Source organism: Ruegeria sp. YTSC003 (assembly GCF_059609785.1).
Map to the genome: position 1 here is coordinate 1 of NZ_JBXWMK010000024.1, position 20,772 is coordinate 20,772.

The 20,772-nt window shown below is 54.6% G+C and carries 11 protein-coding genes and 2 pseudogenes; 9 read left to right on the plus strand and 4 right to left on the minus strand.

The genetic code is table 11. The annotated features are described in order from the left end of the window. Nucleotides 1-285: 285 nt before the first annotated feature. On the minus strand, nt 286-1,221 hold the full coding sequence (locus AC2FFH_RS22480) for a LysR substrate-binding domain-containing protein (RefSeq protein ID WP_496727475.1): 936 nt from the start codon (nt 1,219-1,221) through the stop codon (nt 286-288). A 237-nt stretch (nt 1,222-1,458) separates the two neighbouring features. Between AC2FFH_RS22480 and AC2FFH_RS22485 the strand changes: the two genes are divergently transcribed. The 5 genes from AC2FFH_RS22485 (at nt 1,459) to AC2FFH_RS22505 (ending at nt 8,476) form a co-directional block, all read left to right on the plus strand. Next, on the plus strand, nt 1,459-2,412 hold the full coding sequence (locus AC2FFH_RS22485) for an ABC transporter substrate-binding protein (protein WP_496770539.1): 954 nt from the start codon (nt 1,459-1,461) through the stop codon (nt 2,410-2,412). Between the two features lie 81 nt (nt 2,413-2,493). Beyond that, nucleotides 2,494-3,522, plus strand: coding sequence for a quaternary amine ABC transporter ATP-binding protein (locus tag AC2FFH_RS22490; RefSeq protein ID WP_496770537.1), 1,029 nt, complete (start codon nt 2,494-2,496; stop codon nt 3,520-3,522). Continuing rightward, a complete protein-coding gene (locus AC2FFH_RS22495; RefSeq protein ID WP_496770534.1) occupies nt 3,522-5,504 on the plus strand; it encodes an ABC transporter permease in 1,983 nt (660 codons plus the stop codon). The genes AC2FFH_RS22490 and AC2FFH_RS22495 overlap by 1 nt, the downstream gene beginning before the upstream one ends. Nucleotides 5,505-5,518: 14 nt before the next feature. Continuing rightward, a complete protein-coding gene (locus tag AC2FFH_RS22500; protein ID WP_496845373.1) occupies nt 5,519-7,918 on the plus strand; it encodes a trimethylamine N-oxide demethylase in 2,400 nt (799 codons plus the stop codon). Nucleotides 7,919-7,972: 54 nt separating this feature from the next. Continuing rightward, nucleotides 7,973-8,476 (plus strand): hypothetical protein, encoded by a 504-nt coding sequence (locus AC2FFH_RS22505; RefSeq protein ID WP_496845374.1) that lies wholly within the window; start codon nt 7,973-7,975, stop codon nt 8,474-8,476. On the opposite strand, the pseudogene AC2FFH_RS22510 reads toward AC2FFH_RS22505, so the two are convergent. After that, nucleotides 8,415-9,208 (minus strand): annotated as a pseudogene (locus AC2FFH_RS22510) (IS5 family transposase). The gene AC2FFH_RS22505 and the pseudogene AC2FFH_RS22510 sit on opposite strands and share 62 nt — an antisense overlap. 522 nt (nt 9,209-9,730) lie before the next feature. Here AC2FFH_RS22510 and AC2FFH_RS22515 point away from each other — a divergent pair. From AC2FFH_RS22515 to AC2FFH_RS22525, 3 genes and pseudogenes are all read left to right on the plus strand, one after another. After that, nucleotides 9,731-10,728: pseudogene (locus AC2FFH_RS22515) on the plus strand (IS110 family RNA-guided transposase). 557 nt (nt 10,729-11,285) lie between these two features. Beyond that, the gene (locus AC2FFH_RS22520) at nt 11,286-15,224 is read left to right on the plus strand and encodes a peptidoglycan DD-metalloendopeptidase family protein (RefSeq protein WP_496845375.1); all 3,939 of its coding nucleotides are present in this window, start codon (nt 11,286-11,288) and stop codon (nt 15,222-15,224) included. Continuing rightward, the gene (locus tag AC2FFH_RS22525) at nt 15,221-15,514 is read left to right on the plus strand and encodes a hypothetical protein (protein ID WP_496742064.1); all 294 of its coding nucleotides are present in this window, start codon (nt 15,221-15,223) and stop codon (nt 15,512-15,514) included. Before AC2FFH_RS22520 ends, AC2FFH_RS22525 begins: the two co-directional genes overlap by 4 nt. A 537-nt stretch (nt 15,515-16,051) precedes the next feature. Here AC2FFH_RS22525 and AC2FFH_RS22530 read toward each other — a convergent pair. After that, nucleotides 16,052-17,119, minus strand: coding sequence for a ParB/RepB/Spo0J family partition protein (locus AC2FFH_RS22530; protein ID WP_496845376.1), 1,068 nt, complete (start codon nt 17,117-17,119; stop codon nt 16,052-16,054). After that, on the minus strand, nt 17,112-18,497 hold the full coding sequence (locus tag AC2FFH_RS22535) for an AAA family ATPase (RefSeq protein WP_496727466.1): 1,386 nt from the start codon (nt 18,495-18,497) through the stop codon (nt 17,112-17,114). The genes AC2FFH_RS22530 and AC2FFH_RS22535 overlap by 8 nt, the downstream gene beginning before the upstream one ends. 579 nt (nt 18,498-19,076) lie before the next feature. Here AC2FFH_RS22535 and AC2FFH_RS22540 point away from each other — a divergent pair. Then, nucleotides 19,077-20,336: a replication initiation protein gene (locus AC2FFH_RS22540; protein ID WP_496770522.1), complete on the plus strand. Its 1,260-nt coding sequence runs from the start codon at nt 19,077-19,079 to the stop codon at nt 20,334-20,336. Nucleotides 20,337-20,772: the final 436 nt, after the last annotated feature.

A 20,772-nucleotide genomic window follows, 5' to 3' on the forward strand; every position in this document is an offset into this window, starting at 1 on the left:
TAGGGCAGCAGATCAGCAGAATCGATGCCAATCTTAGCGCCGATTTCCTGAATAGGCTTCTTCTGCGCCTCGCGCGCAATTTCAATGTCCGATTTATAGCTCATTGGGCAAAACCCCCGGTTGGAAAAGTCTGACAACACCTTGTCCGGAGACGGTGGCGCACCGTCTCAGATTCGTTTTTTCTTTAAGGTAAATAAATATTCCCTTGGGTCAATATGCGAGTTGTAGTAGCCAAATAGCCCGCTGCCAAACTCACCATCAATGCCCAGTCGTCAACGACCCAAATCAAGCGTATCTTTTTCGACCTGCGCTGAGACTCAGCAGCCAATCTTCGACAATTAATTGCTCTGGAAAAGCACTGTTGAAAGGTCTTTTCAATAGGTAGTATCCTGACTCCGTTCGCACCGATGCGTCCTGGACTGGCCTGACCAAAGCGCCGCTTTCCAGCAATGGGTCAACAAGATGGGCCCAACCCAATGCAATTCCCAACCCATCAACCGCTGCTTGTACTGACAATGGGTAGGTGTTGAACGCGACAGCCTGTTCCATTGATGACGTCGATACACCATTGCCGCTGAACCATGCACGCCATGTCATCCATTCTGCATGGCCGCTGGTGACCTCAATGAGGTCAAGTTCCGGTAGCGCAGAAAGTTCCGCCGCATTGGGATTGCTTTTTAGGTACTCGGGGCTGCAAACCGGAAAAACGGTTTCTCCGAACAGAAGCTTTGCCTCGTACCCCGGCCAGTCGCCATCCCCTCGCAGAATGGTAAGGTCCATAGAATCTGACAGACATTCCGCGTCACTGTCAGAAGACACCAAAGAGATGCGGATACGGCCATTGGATTTGTTGAACTTGCGAAGTTGCGGCATCAGCCAAAGAGACGCAACAGAATTGGTCGCCGAAATCGAAACCGTATTGGCCTGATGCTTGGCCAGCATGTCGCGGCTGACATCCCGCATCAGGTCCAGTGATTTTTCCACGGTTGCCAACAGGATGGCACCCTGCTGAGTAAGGGAAACAGAACGATGCCCCCGTACAAACAAGGGCACGTCATAATGCTGTTCCAGTAAGCGCACTTTGCGGCTGATTGCGGTCTCTGAGATGTTCAGAACCTTGCTGGCTTGCGCAAAACTCTGCGCCTTGGCAGCTGCCTCAAATGCCAACAAATAGTCCAGCGGCGGCAAGACTTTCCCGGTGACTGGCGCTTTTTTTGGCATTTGGGGACCTTTTCCCGAACTGGACGAGGGCACGATCAAGAACATTTGCCCGCATCTGTCTGCATCGGATCAGGCAACTGTTTGTTAAGATAGCAAAAAGTCGGATTAGCCTCAAGAAATTATGGCCAAAGCCCCTCAAATTTCTGTTCTGCGCATTAGACGATCTTGGGCAGAATGCATGAATTCAGGGCCGGAAGAGTCCTCAACTCAAAAATGAATGTCACTCAGGGAGCAAACATGAAACTTACAAACCTACTTTCTGCTGCAACCTTGGCAGCAGTAGCGGGAACTGGCGCGGCTGCCGAAGACAGCAGCGACCCGATCGTAATCCCCATTCACAACTGGTCCAGCCAGATCGTGATGTCGAATGTTGTCGGCCTGATCTTCGAAGAGATGGGCAACAATGTCGAATATGTCACCACTGACAGCCAGGCCGTCTATGAATCCGTACGTTTGGGCGATGTCGCGCTGGAGATGGAAGTCTGGGAAGGTGCCTTTGGTGCATCCTACCGCGCGGCACTGGAAAAAGGTGGTCTGCATGATGCGGGCGATCATGATGCGGTCACGCGCGAGGATTGGTGGTATCCGATGTGGACCAAGGAATCCTGCCCGGGCCTGCCTGACTGGCAGGCACTGAACGACTGTGCGCACCTGTTCGCCACAGCCGAAACCGGCGACAAGGGCCGGTATCTGGATGGGCCGGTCGACTGGTTGAAGCATGGTAAAGAACGCGCCGAAGCACTGGATCTGAACTTTACAGTGATTAACGCGGGTTCAGCCGCAGCCCTTTGGGCCGAGATTGGCGCGGCAGAGGCCGACAAAACGCCGGTTTTGGTCTTTAACTGGACGCCAAACTTCGCCGAAGCTGTTTGGCCAGGTGAGTTCGTTGAGTTCCCGGCATGGGAAGATGGGTGCGACAAGGATCCAGCTAAGGGTCCCAATCCGGAAGCGCTGTATGATTGTGGCAACCCTGCCGAGGGTTACCTGAAAAAGGCAGCTTGGGATGGCATGAAAGATAAGTGGCCGGCCGCGTATTGCGCCCTGACCGAGATTTCCTTCACCAACCCGCAGATTGCTGAGATGGCGAAGCTGGTCGACACGGATGAGCTTGAGCCGGAAGAAGCGGCCGAGGAATGGCTGGACGCCAATCGCGACGTTGTTGATCCCTGGATCAGCGCCTGCGGCGCATAATCCGGTTACACAACCGAAACTGGCGCGGCCTTGTCTATCACATCGATGCAAGGCCGCGCTTAACAAGAAAGAAAGGCAGCCATGTCAGCCACCGCGCCCGTCATCTCAGCCAAAAATGTCTGGAAACTGTTTGGGCCCTCGCCAGAGAGCTATCTGAAATCCATGCCTGCGGGTCGCAGCTTTGATGAGATTCGGGCGGATGGGTACATCGCCGGGGTCAAGGATGTCTCGATCGAAGTGGACCAGGGAGAGATGCTGGTCATCATGGGGCTGTCGGGATCGGGTAAGTCGACACTGGTACGGTGCTTCTCACGCCTGCACGACATCACAGGCGGAACGATTGAGGTGGACGGTCAGGATATCATGAGCCTGAGCGAACGCGAGCTGATTGAACTGCGCCGCAACAAGATGGGTATGGTGTTTCAGTCCTTCGGATTGCTGCCGCATCGCACGGTTTTGGACAACGTGGCCTTCCCGTTGGAAATGCGTGGACAGGATCGCCACGACCGGCGCGAACGCGCGCTGGAAGTCATCAAACTGGTTGGCCTTGAAGGCCGCGAAGAATACTTCCCGCGCGAACTAAGTGGCGGTCAACAGCAACGGGTCGGTATCGCCCGATCCTTAGCTATCGAACCGGATATTTGGTTTCTTGATGAACCATTTTCGGCGCTTGATCCGCTGATCCGCCGTGAAATGCAGGATGAATTCCTGCGTCTGCAAGAGATGTTGGGCAAAACCATCGTCTTCATCACGCATGACTTTGACGAGGCGCTGCGCCTCGCCGACCGGATTGCCATCATGCGCAACGGTGCGGTCGAGCAATGCGACACCCCGGACCAGATCGTGATGAACCCCGCCACCGAATACGTGGCCAAGTTTACCGAGGACATCGACAAAGCCCGAGTCGTGCACGCGAAAGGGCTTGCAAAACCCGTAAACGGTCATGAGCTGGAAGGCGCCCCGATCAATGGTGCCTCAACCATCCATGAACTGGCGCGCGTATTGGTCAACGACGACAGGATCCTTTTACCGGTCGCGAATGACAAAGGCGTTGTAACAGGCGTTCTGGACCGCAACACCGCGTTGAACGTTCTGCTTGGAGCCGAATGATGGCGACGCTGTCCACCGAAATACCGGACACATCCGACAGAACGTTTGGACGGACCAAAGTCCTTACGGCACTGCTTGTCACGGCCTTTGCGCTAATCCTTGCCAAGGCCGTGGGAATTCTGCCTGAATGGCTGAACCGAATTCCTGAAGCCGCAATACCGCCAACGGCGCAAATTCTGGATACTGTCTTTAACTTCATTCAAAACGACCTGGGCCTGATTTATGTCACTCGCTTTATTGCAGAAGGCCCGTTGGAGTTTTTGCTGGATACGTCTGCGAACCTGCTAGAGGGCAAGCGGCGCTGGCCCTATCTGGGCCCAATCCCATGGTCCGCAATCGCCGCTGTGGCTGCTGTTGTCGGCTATGCCGTAGGTGGCTGGAGGCTCGCCGCGTTGGGCGCCGGAACCTTCATCTGGACCGCGGCAATCGGGCAGTGGAAGATCGCCATGCAAACGATGTCTGTCATCGTAGTCGCGGCACCTCTGGCATTTCTTCTGGGCTTGGTTCTGGGCATCGCCGCCTGGAAATACGGCTGGTTCGAACGGATGCTGAAACCCATCCTGTCCGTGCTGCAAACCCTGCCCTTCTTTACGTATCTCTTGCCAGCAGTGATCTTCTTTAAGGTCGGACCGACAGCTGGGGCCGTCGCAACAATTACCTTTGCCATTCCACCGATGATTCTGATGACCACTTTGGGCCTAAAAAAGGTCAGCCCCGAAGTGATTGAAGCCGGCCAAATGTCCGGGTGCACACGCTGGCAGATGCTGCGCCATGTTTATGTTCCGGCTGCACGCACCGAGGTTCTGGTTGGCGTTAACCAAGTGATCATGCTGTGTCTTGCGATGGTTGTTTTGACCGCCTTTATCGGAATGCCCGGTCTTGGCGCGAAACTGTTGGCAATGATGGGTAGTTTTAAACTGGGCCGTTCTTTCGAGATTGGTGTCACCATTGTTCTTTTGGCCGTCACACTGGATCGGATGTCAAAGGCCTGGGTCGTCAAGCAGCCGGTGCACTTCGAACGCGGAACTCCGTGGTGGAAACGGCATCAGATTTCGCTGGTCGCGCTGGGTCTGTTTGTTGGGTTTACTCTGCTGGCACAGGTGTTCCCGATCCTCGCAGAAATTGGTCGGAAGCAGCATCTCAGCCAGGGCAAGGAAATCGACGTGGTGATCAAATCGATTCTGGCCATCGATGTGATCAAGGGCACGACCGAATGGCTGCGTTGGTTCCTGAACGTCAAGGTATTGATCCCGTTCCGGAACACGCTACTCGCCATTCCAACTCCCGCTTTCATCCTGCTGGTTGTATCCTTTGCCTATTGGGTCGGTGGCCGAAAACCCGGCATCTACGCCGCGATCTTTTTTTCGATTGTCGCTTTCTCGGGCTGGTGGGATCGGTCGGTCATCACGCTCTATACTGTGATTTCGGCAGTCGCGCTGGCGACTATGATCGGTATCCCCTTGGGCGTTGTTGCAGCCCGATCCAACCGCTGGTCCAAGAGCATCCTGCTGGCCTGCGACACCGCGCAAACCTTCCCAAGCTTCATCTACCTGATCCCCGCAATCATGCTGTTTGGGGTCAATGATGTGGCAGTTGTATTCTCAATCCTGATCTTCGCCGCCGTGCCGCTGATCCGTTACACGATTATTGGTCTCAGCAGCGTACCGCCGGAAATGACCGAGGCTGCTGATATGTCCGGCTCTACCCGTCGGCAAAAGCTGATGTCGGTACAATTTCCGTTGGCACTGCCGACAATGGCCGTCGGGTTCAATCAGGCAATCATGTTCGCCTTCTTCATGGTTATCATTGCCGCCTTCATCGGCACGCAGGATCTGGGGCAGGAACTGCAACGAACACTGGCAGGCACCGAATTGGGCAAGAACTTTGTGCTGGGTCTGAACGTGTCGCTGATGGCACTGACATTTGACATGGCAATCAGCAGCTGGGCCGAGAAGCGCAAGCGCGCTTTGGGGCTGGATTAACCGGAGTTTCGGAGATGAACGTAAAACCTGTATTTGAGGTCCCGTTCGAACGCAGCGGAGTTCTGGCCCCCGGCCTTCCGATCCTGCCACATGGAACGGAACGCCACCCGGTCCCCGGAATGGGGTCCCGCGCTGTTCCGGTCTCCAAAGGCGATACGATAACCTTGCTGGACCGCGACGGGATGCAACCGGCCGAGATGGTCTTCTTTGCCCCTGACCGGAGTTCCGATGCGGCCATGCTTGGCGCGCAGGGGCACGGGCGACCGGAGGGATTGATTGCGACGCTGGCCAATGGATCGCCGTCCGGCAAGAAAGTGCTACGCGCTTTGGAAGTTGCCGGATTTGACATTGGAAAAGGTGACGCAATCCGAGCGTTCATGGACGGGTCGCGCCCTGGCGACATGGTGCATTTCGTCGCTGAAAGTGATGGCCTTCTGATCGTGGCTGCACCCGGCAAGGCGATGCGCCCCGAAGATAACAACCCTCCCACGGATATCATTTTGTACATCCAGCGATCTGCACCCGGTTTGGCAAAGCCCGATGTTGGACCACCCGAACCGCTGGCCGATCCGCTCAAGGACTTCAATATTCAGCCGGGCAACGCCCACTCGTACGAGGTCAAGGCCGGCGAGTTCATCCAGATTGTCGATATTCGCGGGCGTGAGTGCTCGGATTTTCAGGCCTTCAGCCTCCGAGCGCTGGATCAGGGGATCGAACGCGAGATTGATCCGACAACAACGCGCAGCCTAATGGGCAGCTTGTACCCAAAACCGGGAATTTTTTCGAAATACTGGTCGGTAGATCAGGAGCCACTGATAGAGATCGTTCAGGATACCTGCGGGCGTCATGACACGTTTGGCCTTGCCTGTACGGCGCGGTATTACGAAGATCTCGGTTACCCCGGCCACGTGAACTGCTCGGACAATATCAACAAGGATTTGGACCAGTACGGCATCAAGCCGCGTGGTGGTTGGCCCGCGATCAACTTCTTTTTCAACACAATGCTGGACGACACCAATGCCATCGGAATGGACGACCCCTGGTCGCGCCCCGGTGACTTCGTCCTGCTTCGCGCGCTGACAGATCTGGTCTGCGTCAGCACCGGTTGTCCCTGCGACATCGATCCGGCCAATGGCTGGAATCCTACCGATATTCAGGTGCGAACCTACAAGGCGACCGAGGATTTCAAACGATCCTATGGCTATAGAAAATCTGCGGAGGCGGACGTGGAAGAAACCAAGAAAACTGCATTTCACGACTGCTTTGCACGGCACACCCGTGATTTCATCGAATACAACGGCTATTGGTTGCCAAATACGATGACCAATCACGGCGCGATTGCCGAATACTGGGCCTGCCGGGACAAGGTCGCGGTCATGGACCTGAGCCCATTACGAAAATACGAAGTTGTCGGCCCCGACGCAGAGGACCTGATGCAGCTGTGCGTGACCCGCAACATAAAAAAGCTAAGCGTTGGTCAGGTCGTGTATACGGCCATGTGCTATGAGCACGGCGGTATGATCGACGATGGTACGGTATATCGATTGGGTGAAACAAACTTCCGCTGGATTGGCGGGAATGACACGAGCGGTTTGTGGCTGCAGGAACAGGCGCTCAAACGCAATATGAATGTTTGGGTGCGCAACTCGACTGATCAATTGCATAACATCGCAGTTCAAGGGCGGTACAGTCGTGACATCCTTTCCAAAATCTTCTGGACACCGCCCCAACAACCGACGATCGAAGAATTACCATGGTTCCGGCTGACCGTGGCCCGGGTTGGTGATGTGCAGGGGACATCTGTGGTAATTTCCCGGACCGGATATTCAGGTGAGCTGGGATATGAAATCTTCTGTCATCCCAAAGATGCCGTTGAGATATTTGATCGCGTCTGGGAGGTTGGCCAGGAATATGGCATCGCTCCGCTTGGGCTTGCGGCACTGGATATGGTGCGGATCGAAGGTGGCTTGATCTTTGCCGGGTCCGAATTCGACGATCAAACCGATCCCTTCGAGGCTGGCATCGGCTTCACCGTTCCACTGAAATCAAAGCCCGACGATTTTATCGGGCGGATAGCGATTGAAGAACGCAAGACCCATCCTCATCGCAAACTGGTCGGCTTCGAGGTTGAGGGAGGTACGGTCCCCTCGCCCGGCGACTGTGTACGTGTTGGAAAGGCGCAGGTTGGAGAGATTACCAGCGCGATGAAATCACCCATTCTTGGCAAGGTCATTGCGTTAGGCCGGGTTTCTGTCACTCATGCCGTCGTCGGAGCTGACATTGAAATCGGGCAACTGGACGGCCAGCAAAAGCGCCTAAAAGCCAAAGTCGTGCCTTTCCCGCATTTTGACCCGACAAAGGAACGCGTGAAGGGCAACTATTCAATTGTTGATGTTCCTGATGCAGCAGAATGACGACTCTTTAACAAAGATCTTGGTCACAGGGATTCTCCCGTCCGGGCGCAACGTATGCAGTTGTTTGCCGTGCTAAAACTGAATGGCAACAAGAGTTCTGTGTGCCCCGCTCCAGCGTCCGATATCGAACCTCATAATAGTGTCTCGTTGTGTTTTTGGCTTTCACTTGTGACGGTTGTGTTCATTCAACCGACCATTGGACTGGCTGCTGAATGCGCACAAATTTCTGCACTTGAAAGCTATGATGACACCGGGATTGCACCTGTTGGGTCCGTATGCCTGCCATTTGACGGCTTGGGCAATTCACGCGGCGTTTCGTGTTATTGGGAATTTCAGTTCAGAAGCGATGAGGCCACAAGCTACTTCCACGACACATGGGCTGAAGTGGCGCGCTGCCGAGACGGTACGACTGCTCCGATTGATAGGCAGGTCAATCACCCAGACAGCTATGTGCTTAGAGAATTGGACGCTGGAATTCGTGTCTATCGGGTTGCCATTAAAGACAAGAGCCAAGAGAAGCGCACACTGGTTTTCCTGAGTGTCGAGCACAACAACTGAGACGACCGCCTGACGTCAGTTCCAACGGGATCGCTTCAACCACCACCTTGGGTGTGCAAAAGATTCCGTCCGTCAAGCGACCAAACATGATTTCAATTCTATTTCGTAGTTTGTAGCAGCGTTTGTTGTACCAGGCGGGCTTGTCGCGTGATTTCCGGACCGGGATGCAGGGCTTTAGGCCTTTGTTATTAGGGCTTCGCGAAACCCGTCCGCATCATAGCCGCGATCACCCAGTAACCAATCAGCGATGGCAGGCTGTTCACCAGAGCCCTGGCGCCCGTGAAATCGCTGATTTGCCAGCGGAAAGGAAGTAGCGTATCGGACGTCCGAGACTATCGGTAACAGCATGCAGCTTCGTGTTCATGCCGCCTTTGGCTCGCCCGATCAGCCTGCCGCGACCCTGTTTTTCAACCGCAGGCTGGAGGCCGTGCGCTGCGCTTTGAGGTCGGTCGCGTCAATCATGTTGGTCTTGTGATCGGTCCCCTCCGCTGCCAGTCCGGCCATGATCCGAGCAAACACGCCCATATTTCTCCACCGCTTCCAAGGGTTATATAGCGTCTTTGGCGGGCCATATTCACGAGGCGCATCGGACCAGCGCAACCCATTGCAATTGATGAAAATAATGGCGCCAAACACAATCCGATCGTCAACCCACGACTTACCATGGCTCTTTGAAAAGTAAGGCCGAAGACGCTCCATCTGTTGGTCTGTCAGCCAGAATAGATTGCTCATGAAGTACCCCTGCAACTCCGGGGCTTGACTCACGCAGCCGAGATAGTGGCAACAAATTTATGGGTCCAGAACCTAGGCATATGCGCGCGTGTCAGGACCTTGGGGCGAGATCACCACCAATGGCCCGGCAGCCTTCGGCCACTCCGAAGAAGCCATTGCGCATCTGATCCTCTCAGGCGCTTTCGTCGGGTTCTTGCCATCTCACCTTGGGCAGCCTTTTGAGGTATCACTTCAGATGCGTCGAATAGGCTCAAAGAACCTGACTTCCACAACACCGGCTGGTATTCTGCAGTCCGCAAGGGAAAAGGAAAACCCACTTGCTCGAGCCTTCCTGGAAGGGTTGCAAAACGGAGTGCACTGACCCAATTCAACGGCCATATTCAAACCCGCGCACTGAGATTGGCAGCGGCCCAAACCGGATGAGGTGGGTGGCTCCTGCTCCACCAACATCGAATATGCCAAAGTGTAGATGTCATCGACTGCTAGAAAAGGAGCGACCCAAGGACAGAAAAGACTGGAGGCCTGGATCTGGCCAAGGATGTTTTTCAAGTTCACGGCGTTTCAGAGAACGGCCGAGTGATTTTCAACAAAGCCATCAAACGCGCAAAGCTGCTCCGCTTCTTTGAGACGCTTCCACCCTGCAGGGTCGGGATAGAAGCCTGCGGCTCGTCTCATCACTGGGGTCGCCAGCTGCGAAAATTAGGGCACGACGTGAAGCTCATGCTGGCCGGATACGTCAAACCCTATATGAAGCGCGGCAAGAACGACGCCGTTGATGCTGAGGCGATCTGTGAAGCGGTCCGTGGACCAACCATGCGATTTGTCGAGATCAAGACGGAAGAGCGGCAAGCCATTCTCTCAATCCATCGGACTCGAGATCTGACCGTCCGGCAGCGCACCCAACTGGCCAACATGATCGCAGCCTTTTGCGTGAGTTTGGGCATATCTTGCCCATTAGGATCGAAGCAGTGACGGCTTTTGCAAAGCGTCACCTTGATGGCGACCATCCAGAAATGCCGGAGATCGCCAACGACGTGCTCGGTATCCAGTGCTATCAGTTTTTCGGCCTGAACGAACGCATCGTTGGCTATTCTAAGATGATCCAGCAACATGCCCTTCTGAATGCAGATGCGCGTAGATTGATGCGTATGCCTGGTATCGGCCCGATCACGGCTTCAACGATTGTCGCTACGATTGGCGATGCTAAACAGTTCCGGACCGGGCGCGATCTGGCGGCTTGGCTCGGACTGACCCCACTTAACAAATCCAGCGGTGGCAAGGAACGTCTGGGCAAGATCACGAAGCAAGGTGATCGCTACATTCGCAAGCTGTTGGTCGTAGGCATGACATCGCATGCTGTGATGGCGAAACGTTCGCCAGAGAAGGTCGATTTGTGGACAGCAAAGATCATCGCAGACAAACCGTTCCGACTGGCAACAATTGCCATGCCCAACAAGGCCGCGCCGGACATCTGGGCGATGCTCACAAAAAAACAGGAATACCGGCAGCCTGCGTTCTAATCGCGTCGACTGTCCACGAGATGCAAAACGTTGAAGTGATGATGCGAAAAAAAGTGAACCAAAAGCAAGGAATCTCCGGGAATGGCAGCGACCCTCAGTGGTCGATAACCCGATTGGACCCTCGCTCGCGGAATTCATCAGGTCAGTGGCGACAATGCCGCCACGCAAATAGGCCGGACAGACGAGAGTACTGACAAAAACACCCGCAAACATCGCCAATAAACTCTTGCAATGCAGGAGCCACCCACCGAGGTCACTCAACCCCCGCGCGCGACGCTGCAGTCGCAGCCCGTCGAAACGGACCTCAATCGATCGCGCAGCACCACGGGCAATCAATGAGCGAGGCCAATCCGAACGCTGTCAACTCAATCGGACCACTTCATTTAATGACAGGCACTTTACACACCCAGAGTCGCGTTAAGGCGTGACGCGTGCAAAAAGATACATTTTATGGTAGTATTGCGCCCTTAATTTCGAACAGGTTTATTGCTATGGACCAAGATCGTTTTAAGCACAGACTTCGTTTTGCTATTGGGATCACGCTTTTATCGGGCATCGTGACGTCTACCGCTTCCGGCCAGGATGTTGACGCGCCAATGGCGTCCGGCATCTCGGAAACAACGATGCGTGCCCAGCCACTGAACAACGCCTTTCCCGCAAACTTCATGGGGACTTGGGAGCCCTATGACGATGGCAACTGGCTGAATTTCGACCTCGACTTCACCAGCGGCACCGAAGCCATTGAGATGCTCGAGGCGCGTGTCACCTACAGGGATGCCGATGGCATGGAACTGGGAACCGCGACCGTGGGACAGCGCGACCTGTCCTTTGCGGTACTCAGCCGGACCGACACAGCCGGAGCGGCCCTGCCTCCGGCATTTGATGAAACCGGTGGACGGCTCGACGATTTCGGCTCATTCGGCGATCAATGCGTTGCGGACATCGTGATAGACTCCAATGGTCTACTCTACGCCGGAGGGTCAGGGACCAATTCGACGCTATTCGTCGACGATGGCGGCGAGCCGCTCATCCCATTCGCATCGCCGTCCGCTCTGCCGAACGGATCGCTTTTGTCGCGCTATACCGAGGACGGAGACAATGACGATGCCTTCTCGGCCAACGGGTTGGAAGCGTTGTCGATCGCAAATCCGATCGTTGAAAACGGGACGATCAGACATGGCGTGAACGCTATAGCGGTCGATGCTCTAGGCAATATCTGGGCTGGCGGCGAGGCGTGGCTGCTGGATGTTCCGTCCGATGACGACCTGCTGTCGTGGTGGTCCGTCATGCGGATCGATACGAATGGCGCTGTAGAGCCGTTTTTCGGCGCTCAGATTCTGTTTCCCGAGACGGACAACGGCAGAATAGCCGATCTCGCTTTGCTGTCAGGCAGCATGATCGCCGTCGGCTCCATCGAAGTCGAGGACCGGCCACGGGCGACGCTTGGCATCATCAGTGCAAATGATGCCGAGATCATGGTCGAGGATTTCCTGCCCGACGACATGGTTTCGACATACAGCACTGTCGCATTGGACGACGAGGATCGCATTTACGTCGCCGGCTGGTTCGGTCCGCTGCAGCAACTGATTGTCGATGAAGACGACGAACTCGAAGACCGGACATGGTTCGTCGCGCGGTTTCTGTCCGACGGCATTCTCGACGAGGATTTCGGCACGGCAGGCCGAGTCGATGTCGCCTTTCCAGGGGTCGACCGGGCCGCGCCCTTGGCTATGGCCATTGACGGTGACGACCGGATCGTCACCGTCGGCACCGTGTCACCGGGCCCGGGCATCTCGGCCCAGGCCGCCATCGTTCGAATGACATCCTCCGGCGAACTTGACGACGCGCTTGCCCCGGCTGAAGCCGGCACGGGAATCGTGGTGAGGGATTTTGGATTTCCCGGCCTCGTCGGCGCGGGCGATGTTGCGATCGATGCGGAGGACAGGATCGTTGTCTCCATATTCACCTCTGACATGTTCGCGGCCGTCCGTCTGCTCGATGATGGCGACCTGGACCAGGATTTCAACCAGAACGGCATTGTCGCACTGGAACATCCGGACACGCTTGACCAGACCGGCACGCGATCCACGTCGGTCGCGATCGCATCAGGCAACCGCGTGGTTTTGGGCGGCTGCGCCACCAGCGCTTCGGGCGAGGGGAATTTTGCATTGATGCGGCTGAGGGAGGATGGTCTGCTGGATTCCAACGCCACACAGATCCCGCCAGCAACCCGCGTCATCGTTGCCTTCCCCGACGAGGCGCTGGCGGATGACGACCGGTTGTTGCCCTTTGCGGGCGACCCGCCCGCTAGCGTGGATGTCGAGCTTGACGTGCGCGAAGTCGACACAGGTGAGGAATGGACGCTTTCGTTCAACGAGATTCCCACGCCGACATTCGCACCGGTTCCGTTCACCGACGGATCGACCTACGTCTTCCCGCTTTCGCCGCCGCAACTGTTTGTCTCGCTTCCCGATGACGACGCCTGTGCGGCGCTTGACGACAATGACGACGGCGATGACGAGACTGCGCCCGATCCGCCGGTTCTGAGCTACCGGATCAATGTTGCGCATGAGCTTCGCTTTGGCGACATCGAAACCCATCACCGGCATTTCGTAAATAGCCTGAACAACCCAAGCGCGACCAACAACCAGCGATACGCCTATGATATCGGCGTCACGGATGCCGACGGAAACCTGTCCCGCCCCCTCGACGATGCGTGCGAGGGTATCGACAACCTGCAAAACACCGACAGTTACATCTGGGGCCAGCCGGTGATCGCGATCGCCGATGGCGACATCGTCGGCCTCGACAATAGCCAGCCGAGCAACCCGCGCCCGGGTCCACGCCTGGCGAGTGTCCCGGCGCCCGGGAATTTCATCTCGATCCAGCATTCGAACGGAACGGTCTCGAACTACTACCACATGATCCCGGGCTCCATTCCTGCGAATTTCGGAATGATCGGATCCTGCGGAATGGGGCAGGTCTGCAGTGTCGAACAAGGTGACGTGATCGGCATGGTCGGCAATTCCGGTAACAGCAGCGGGCCACATCTGCATTTTCAGCTGATGGACGGACCGAGCCTGAGCAACGACGACGGGCTGCCGATCGGGTTCAGCAACGTGATACTGGATGGTATGCTGCAAACGAATGTCATTTTCCACAGTCGACAGGTGCTAGGCGACATCCTGCCAATACCCGAAACCATTGAATTGAATCCGCCGACACCCTCGGGTGCGGTCGGCGAGGCAGAGCCAAATGACGGTCTTGCCGAGCACCATGCCGTGACGCCACCGACCATCGTTTCCGGCACGATATCGGTAGTCGAGGCCCCCACCGTCGCAGTGCGCGGCGATCCGGTCGAGGACATCTACCGGTTCCAGAGCGAAACACGTGCCAGGGTGTTCATCCGGCTCGAGGCGGCTCAGGCTTTTGAAGACCTTGACGTATATCTGCTGAACGAGGGCCTACAGATGCTCAACCCTGACCGCGCAGGCTGGGGTCCGGGCGGGATCGAGGAAATCGTGCTCACCGTGCCACCGGGTCGGTTCTATGTCGCGGTTTCGGACCCGGAGGACGGCTCTGGGGTCGATTACGAGCTCGAGATCGATATTCGCCCATTCGCCTGGCAGTATTCGGCCAAGGTGGTGTGCGGCTCACAGCCCGACCCCGAGAACGGGCGTCTGGTGCCGGGACGCTACGCGACAACCGTCAACATTCACAATCCGGGCGGCAACGAGGCGCTGGTTTTCAAAAAGCTTGCACTCGCGTTTCCGCCGGTTGAACAGCGGCCGGGACGGATTCACGAGATTGGCGAGGACACGCTCGGTTATGATCAGGCGTTGAAGACGGATTGCGCCGATCTGGAACTGAATGCGCTCGGTGGCGCACCACCCGCGGGCGAAACCTATTACGAAGGTTGGGTCGTTGTTCAGAGCACCGAACAACTAGACGTCACAGCGGTTTACTCCGCGGCGACGCTGGGGCCTGAAGGCAACGTGACCGGAGCCCACTCGATCGACGTCGAGCAGATTTCTGAACACGGCTTGGGCGTCGACCTTTCGGTCACCAAATCGGCCGAGGATTTCACCTGGCCGTTCGGCGACCGTTTGCTCCATTTCATCCTCTACACGGTTGACGTCGCCAATGCCGGACCGGCGGTTGCTGGCAATGTCCGGGTCAGTGACACCATGGCCCTGAACCTGCTGAACGCGGATGGCGCAGCAGCGCTTCTTCCGTTGCCGCTCGATCTGCCGCCGACAGGGTCGCTGATCTCGATCGAAACCCTGTCGCAAACCGAATCCGCAGCGGAATTCGATATCGGCGACATCGCCCCCGGATCGGTGCGCAGCATTCGGTTCTGGGGTGTTGCCGCCGCGGGCGCGACAGGTTCCCCGGCCTTTGCGTTTGTCAAGAACACCGCGTTGGTCCGGGCTGGCGAGGCGGAATTGATTGAGAACGACAACAGCGACAACATCAACACGGCGATATTACCATGACTCAGATGACGCATATTCTGCTGACCGGCCTTGCGGCGCTCTCACCTTTTTTTACCTCCAGCACCTCGGCGCAAAACAGCGGAACCGCACCTCCAAAACCCGAAATCCGGCCGGAAATGCGCATCTGCGGTCAACTGGCGCAACGCGACTCGCTCGCTCAGCTGGATAAGCACCTAAAGCAGTCGGGCCAGGTTGATAGAGACAGCGCCAACTACCGCGCGCCCGACCTGCCAGAAGACCTGCACGCTATGCTGCGATGTCTCATGGCCCGAATCGATACCGGCACTTAGCTGCATTGTGCCCGGCTCGAAACACTCCAAAGTAAACCCTTCCAGCCGTTGAGGCGTTTTTTGCGTTTCCGTGCGGCAGCCCGGCCAATTAGAGCGGTTTGTGTTTTATCTATCCCGTATCCTGCGGCTGTGGAGAAGTTGCAGCATTCTTCGTCAGTGAAGAGCTCGCAAACGCGACCTACGGCATTCCATAGATCGTGGATGGTTCGGGGGCTCTGCTGCAAAGATTTAGCTCTTGACGCGCTGGGGTTTCGCGCGTGAATGGCTTTCGGTCCCAATTGGTCGAAAGTCATTCACCCGCAGCATCCCACCTCGTCAAGAGCCAAAAGTCTGCAATAGATCCTCCAGTAAACCGTCGCTTCTGGCTGTTCCAAAAGTTTGCGAAACATTTAAGATAATCGGGCAGAAATACCGTAATGCTCTTTATTGGCCCATTACGCGCACTATGGCAAAGCCTGGAAAATTGCACAGTTTTCGCAGTATTGATCAGGCCAATAGATGCCAACAAAGAACCATATCGACGGTTTAGCTACCAGACTAACTTAGTTGGCGCGCGATCTGTTCTACCAGTTCTTGAGCAACCTCCTCTGACACTCCCCGCAACCGTACTCGAATGCGAACTTCATCTGGTGACAGCTCGGCCTGTACTGCCCCCCCTCCAGCTAACTTGACCGGTGTCAACGGCTTGACTAGCTGCGGACGCCCTCCACGGGCTTTCTCGGCAGTAGGTGAAGGAGACGAATTCATTGCACCTTCCAGAGCATCCCATTCGGTTTTTGGATCGATAACTTCGGCTTCAGCAAGAGCTTGACGAAGTTTGCTCTGGCCCCCCCCTCTCAGCGCCGACGCGAGTTTCAAACCCGCTTTTTCCGAAATCGCCACAGGATGCTGCAGTAAGTCGCCGAGCGCCTCGTGGATCATCGCAAAGCTTCGAACTTTCGATCTCTTGGCTTTGGAGGCGGTCGCAAATAGTACGTCGACTGCAGCCTCAGTCGACTCGAATATTCCCTGTCCAACAGCCAGAACTGCGATACGTCCACGCTCATATGGGCTAAGATTTAGTCGGAGTTCATTTTCCTCAACCATGGATACGTAAGCCCCCTGCCCCGAACCGGCATCCCTCACGAAGGCTGGAATGGTTGCAAACCGATCATCAGTTTTGGACAAACGTCTAAATGCGTCTAAGCGCCTGAACCCCGAGATAAGACCAAAGCCATCTCCGACACGAGTGACTTCAATGGGTGTGCGCAACCCGTTAGTCTGCAAAGACTCCAGAAGTTCCGCCATAGCCTCTTCGTCTTCGACCATTCGATCTCGACGAATATATTCGGCATCGACCAATTCCAAAGGCAGTACTTCAGCCACCAGTCCGGCATCCTGAGCGTCTCGCCACCGTGCGGCGTCGCTTTGATCTTTTGCCAACTCGACGCGGTCCGTCACAGATGTCATTCCGCTTAGGGACGCAGCTTCAGCCGCCACCTGAGCAATTGGTGGTGTGGACGACGAACCCTCAAACGGATTCAACGAAGGTTTCGCCGCGAAACCCACCTCCAACTCTTCCAACTCGGCTGTATTTGGAACAGCAAGCCTTCTACGTTTAGCCATTCGAATCTCCTCCCAATTGGGCATCGCGCCACCAGCAACCTATTAGAACTTCTTTGAATTCCGCGTAGGTACGATCAAAAGTTTCACGTCCACGGACATAGGTTTCGCGGTTAAAATCTCGGTAGTCAGCCTCATAAATACCGTTCACTTGTTCACCCGCCTGCCCGACCAAAGCAGTGAAATCCTGTCGGTAAGCGTTCATGAAGTCGCCAAAGTACGCTTGGATCACGTTCGCCATATCTGTCTGTTGGCTGGCATCAAATCGGGTAATGATTGCCCGAACGACATCCCATTCGAACTTCAACTCTGGCAATCCGGCTGCTCGTTGGGCGGTGTTTTCCCCATCTTCAATACTTGCGAACGTCGTATAGAGCATGTCAAAGAACCGGCCGGTTGAATCAAACTCCAGGAACGAAGCTCCGAGCGGTACCAAAAGGATGTCAGCCGCGGCCAAAGCGTTGATTGTTAGGTACCCAAGTGCAGGAGGTGTATCAATGAAGACGACGTCATAATCGTTGAGAACACCCTCATTCTCGAGAAAATTGGTGAGGCCATCCCACAATGGCCAACTTCTTAATCCCATACGCCACACTGGAATCTGGAACTCTGCCCAATACAAATTCAGCTGGGCACCAATAAGGTCTATATTGGGCCAATGGGTTTTCTGAATAACATCGGTTGGAGTTGTATTTAACGCCTCTTGCAGTGTCTCATCTAAAGGGATTTCGGCCTGCCCGCCGACCTGCCTGACGCGGTTTTCTTCTTGAACAGCCCTTGCGTAATCTTTGGCTATCAGCGGAAATACTGTTTGCCATTCGTCCGCAACTGTTCCGCCAAGAATTGACGTCATTGATCCCTGGCTATCCAAATCAATTACAAGAACTTTGTACCCATCCAATGCGGCAGACATAGCGAGGTGAGCCGCAGTTGAAGTTTTGCCAACCCCCCCTTTGAAATTTGCTACCGATACAACTTTCGCAGGCAGGCCCTCCGGGCGATATGGCAAGTATTCTTTGGTGCTGACACCTTCTGCCGCAAAGTGTTTTCGAAGGATTAAAACCTCTTCAAGAGTAAACCACTTTGACCCCGCTTCTCCTTCTCCTTGAGGAAGCTCTGCATTAGCTTTGAGAACGCGCCTTAGGTGAGCGGGCGCTACAGGAATAAGGTACTTTGTGATTTCCCAGATAGAGAAACGACGTAACCGTTTTTCACCGTCGGGCGCATAGCCTCTCCGGGCTAAATCTTCACGTCCTTTTGCACAGAACGCGGCGGCTTTTGCGAATCGCGAAGTTCCAATAGGATCTGGCAACTTCGCCGCTGCGCTTTCTGGATCGAGGTTAAGATAAGGGGGCAGGGGAGGTTGGTTAGTCTTATTCACTGTCGATACCTCAGGTAATGTTCGCCTTGTCAGCGTATATGGTGGAATGTAGCGAACATTTGGGTGAGAGGCTATCCTTCCTTTTCGTTTTTTCCACAGAAGTTGAGGCGACCACCAGGTTTCGCAGCGAAACTCAAAGAAATAATGAAAAAGAACGCAACAAATCGTTTAGTTTATTTGTAATATTTAGAATCTTTGCGAAAATAAAAATATTTATGATCAAGTAGTTAATCGACATTGGGTATCCGTTTACAGGGTGTAGGGGACCCTAATACGGGATCATAGGTACCCAAACACAGGTTCTGTAGTGTCAAGTTACGGTAAATAGGGGGCCGATTCTCAGGATGGTGAAATTCAGGGCGGAAAAGGCTCTAATACAAGGTTCAAGGAACGAGATTATCCTTGTTCTTTGCTTCGAGGGAATCCCATTTTGTGTGTTTCTGTGGATAACCTCAGGGCCGCGTCCAATAGGTACCCGTCCACGGGATAAACCTAATCCTGTATTTGGGCACCCAAATAAGATTGCAACTCAGGTACCTATTGTGCAAACAATAGGGAAACGAGCAGCCAGGCAGAATCATGCCGGATACACAAGTTGACATGGACAATCTCTCAGGCGCGTTACGCCGTGAGACAGTAAAAAAGAACGTCGCCGCGATTCACATCAGTGGCAAGCTGTCGTTATTGCAACGCAAGCTGTCGAACGTATTATTGTTGAATGCCTATGATGCTTTAACGTCTGCACCGACCCATACAATTGATGCCAGAACATTGGCGATGATGGTTGGGTATAATTCAAACGACTTTGACACTCTGCGTGCAAGCTTGCGGGCTCTGGCTGAAACGGTTGCCGAATGGGATATGCTGGACGAACAGGGGCGCCAAGAATGGGGTGTCTCATCTTTGTTGAGTTTTGCCAAACTGAAGAATGGTATCTGTGAATACGCATATTCTCCGGCGTTGGCGCAAAAACTCTATGATCCAAAGATTTACGCGTTAATAAATGTCCAGATTCAAAGAAATTTTAGTTCAGGGCACGGCTTGGCGCTTTATGAAAACTGCTATCGATTTGTCCGGACAGGGTCGACGGGTTGGTGGGCGCTGGACGTCTTTAGAAAGCTAATGGGAGTCGACGGGAGCGAGTACTATGGCAGCTTCAAGCACCTAAATGCCAAGATCATCAAGCCCGCCGTCGCCGAAGTTAACAAAAGCTCTGATATTCTCATTGAGCCGGAGTTCCAAAAAAAGGGACGTACAGTTACAGATATTCGGTTCCTGATAAAGGGCAACCCGCAGAAAGCGATGTTTGAGATTGACGATGAAGATGGCGTTCGCAATCTGACAATCTACAAGACGCTGCGCCAGCAAGGTGTGTCTGACAGGTTGGCGCGACAATGGATTTCTGAACATGGCGAAGACTATGTTCGGGAAAAGCTCGAATATGCCAAGGGCAGGGATGGTGTAAAGTCTACTCTTGGTTTTCTGTCTGCTGCCTTGCGGGACAACTATCAAGTGCCAGAAACGAAAACTTCGATGGTGCCAGACCCATCAGCGGGTGAAGCTGCAAAACGCAGGATTGCCGAACAAGAGCAGCAGGACAAGGAATACGAAGCAAGGACTGCAGAGCGAACCGAACGTGCGCGGCGATTGGCAATTGTTGAGGATCTGGTTTCGCGGCGAAACCCAACGCAGCGCGATGCGGATAAGCGGCTTTTTCTGTCGGGCCTTGATAATGACCTCGACCGAGAACATTTCAGAGCTCATGGATGGCGGTCAGGGCTGAATGCCACCAAGATCTTTGATTTCTGGGAGGAGCTCGAACCAGACGTATTCACATGAGAGGGTTTCTAAGTGCATGTATCCAAGGGTACCGCTTGTTAAAAGCAGAAATCGAAGTCCATCAAGTACTACATGGTGCGCATTCTGCGTAAATTCTGCGCATTGAGGTTGCTTTCCTTTTGAGTAGTATGAGTGTTTGTGCTTGTGTCGCAAACTTTCTCGGGGCTGTTAAAAATTAGGAAATTGTTCTGTTTACATTCAGCTTGAAGCCGAACTGATGGCCAAAACTGAGCGACTAGAGGCCAATTTTTCCCTGTGTTGATCCTCATTCGCGTACTCACATGTCGCCTATCGGGAAAATATTCTGCTCGCAAAATCTTTGCGACAGAACCGCATGATCTCGTTAAAGGGCTGTCATTTGGTTCTGTTGCAATCTTTTGACTATTGACGCGCTTGAATGCAGACGGTGAATGATAGCCGGTGTATTCAGTCGAGA

Excerpts from the sequence above, each read along its gene's own strand:
- AC2FFH_RS22530 (WP_496845376.1), bottom strand. The coding sequence starts at position 17,119 with ATGGCTAAACGTAGAAGGCTTGCTGTTCCAAATACAGCCGAGTTGGAA.
- AC2FFH_RS22490 (WP_496770537.1), top strand. The coding sequence starts at position 2,494 with ATGTCAGCCACCGCGCCCGTCATCTCAGCCAAAAATGTCTGGAAACTG.
- AC2FFH_RS22525 (WP_496742064.1), top strand. The coding sequence starts at position 15,221 with ATGACTCAGATGACGCATATTCTGCTGACCGGCCTTGCGGCGCTCTCA.
- AC2FFH_RS22495 (WP_496770534.1), top strand. The coding sequence starts at position 3,522 with ATGGCGACGCTGTCCACCGAAATACCGGACACATCCGACAGAACGTTT.
- AC2FFH_RS22540 (WP_496770522.1), top strand. The coding sequence starts at position 19,077 with ATGCCGGATACACAAGTTGACATGGACAATCTCTCAGGCGCGTTACGC.
- AC2FFH_RS22500 (WP_496845373.1), top strand. The coding sequence starts at position 5,519 with ATGAACGTAAAACCTGTATTTGAGGTCCCGTTCGAACGCAGCGGAGTT.
- AC2FFH_RS22485 (WP_496770539.1), top strand. The coding sequence starts at position 1,459 with ATGAAACTTACAAACCTACTTTCTGCTGCAACCTTGGCAGCAGTAGCG.
- AC2FFH_RS22480 (WP_496727475.1), bottom strand. The coding sequence starts at position 1,221 with ATGCCAAAAAAAGCGCCAGTCACCGGGAAAGTCTTGCCGCCGCTGGAC.
- AC2FFH_RS22505 (WP_496845374.1), top strand. The coding sequence starts at position 7,973 with ATGCAGTTGTTTGCCGTGCTAAAACTGAATGGCAACAAGAGTTCTGTG.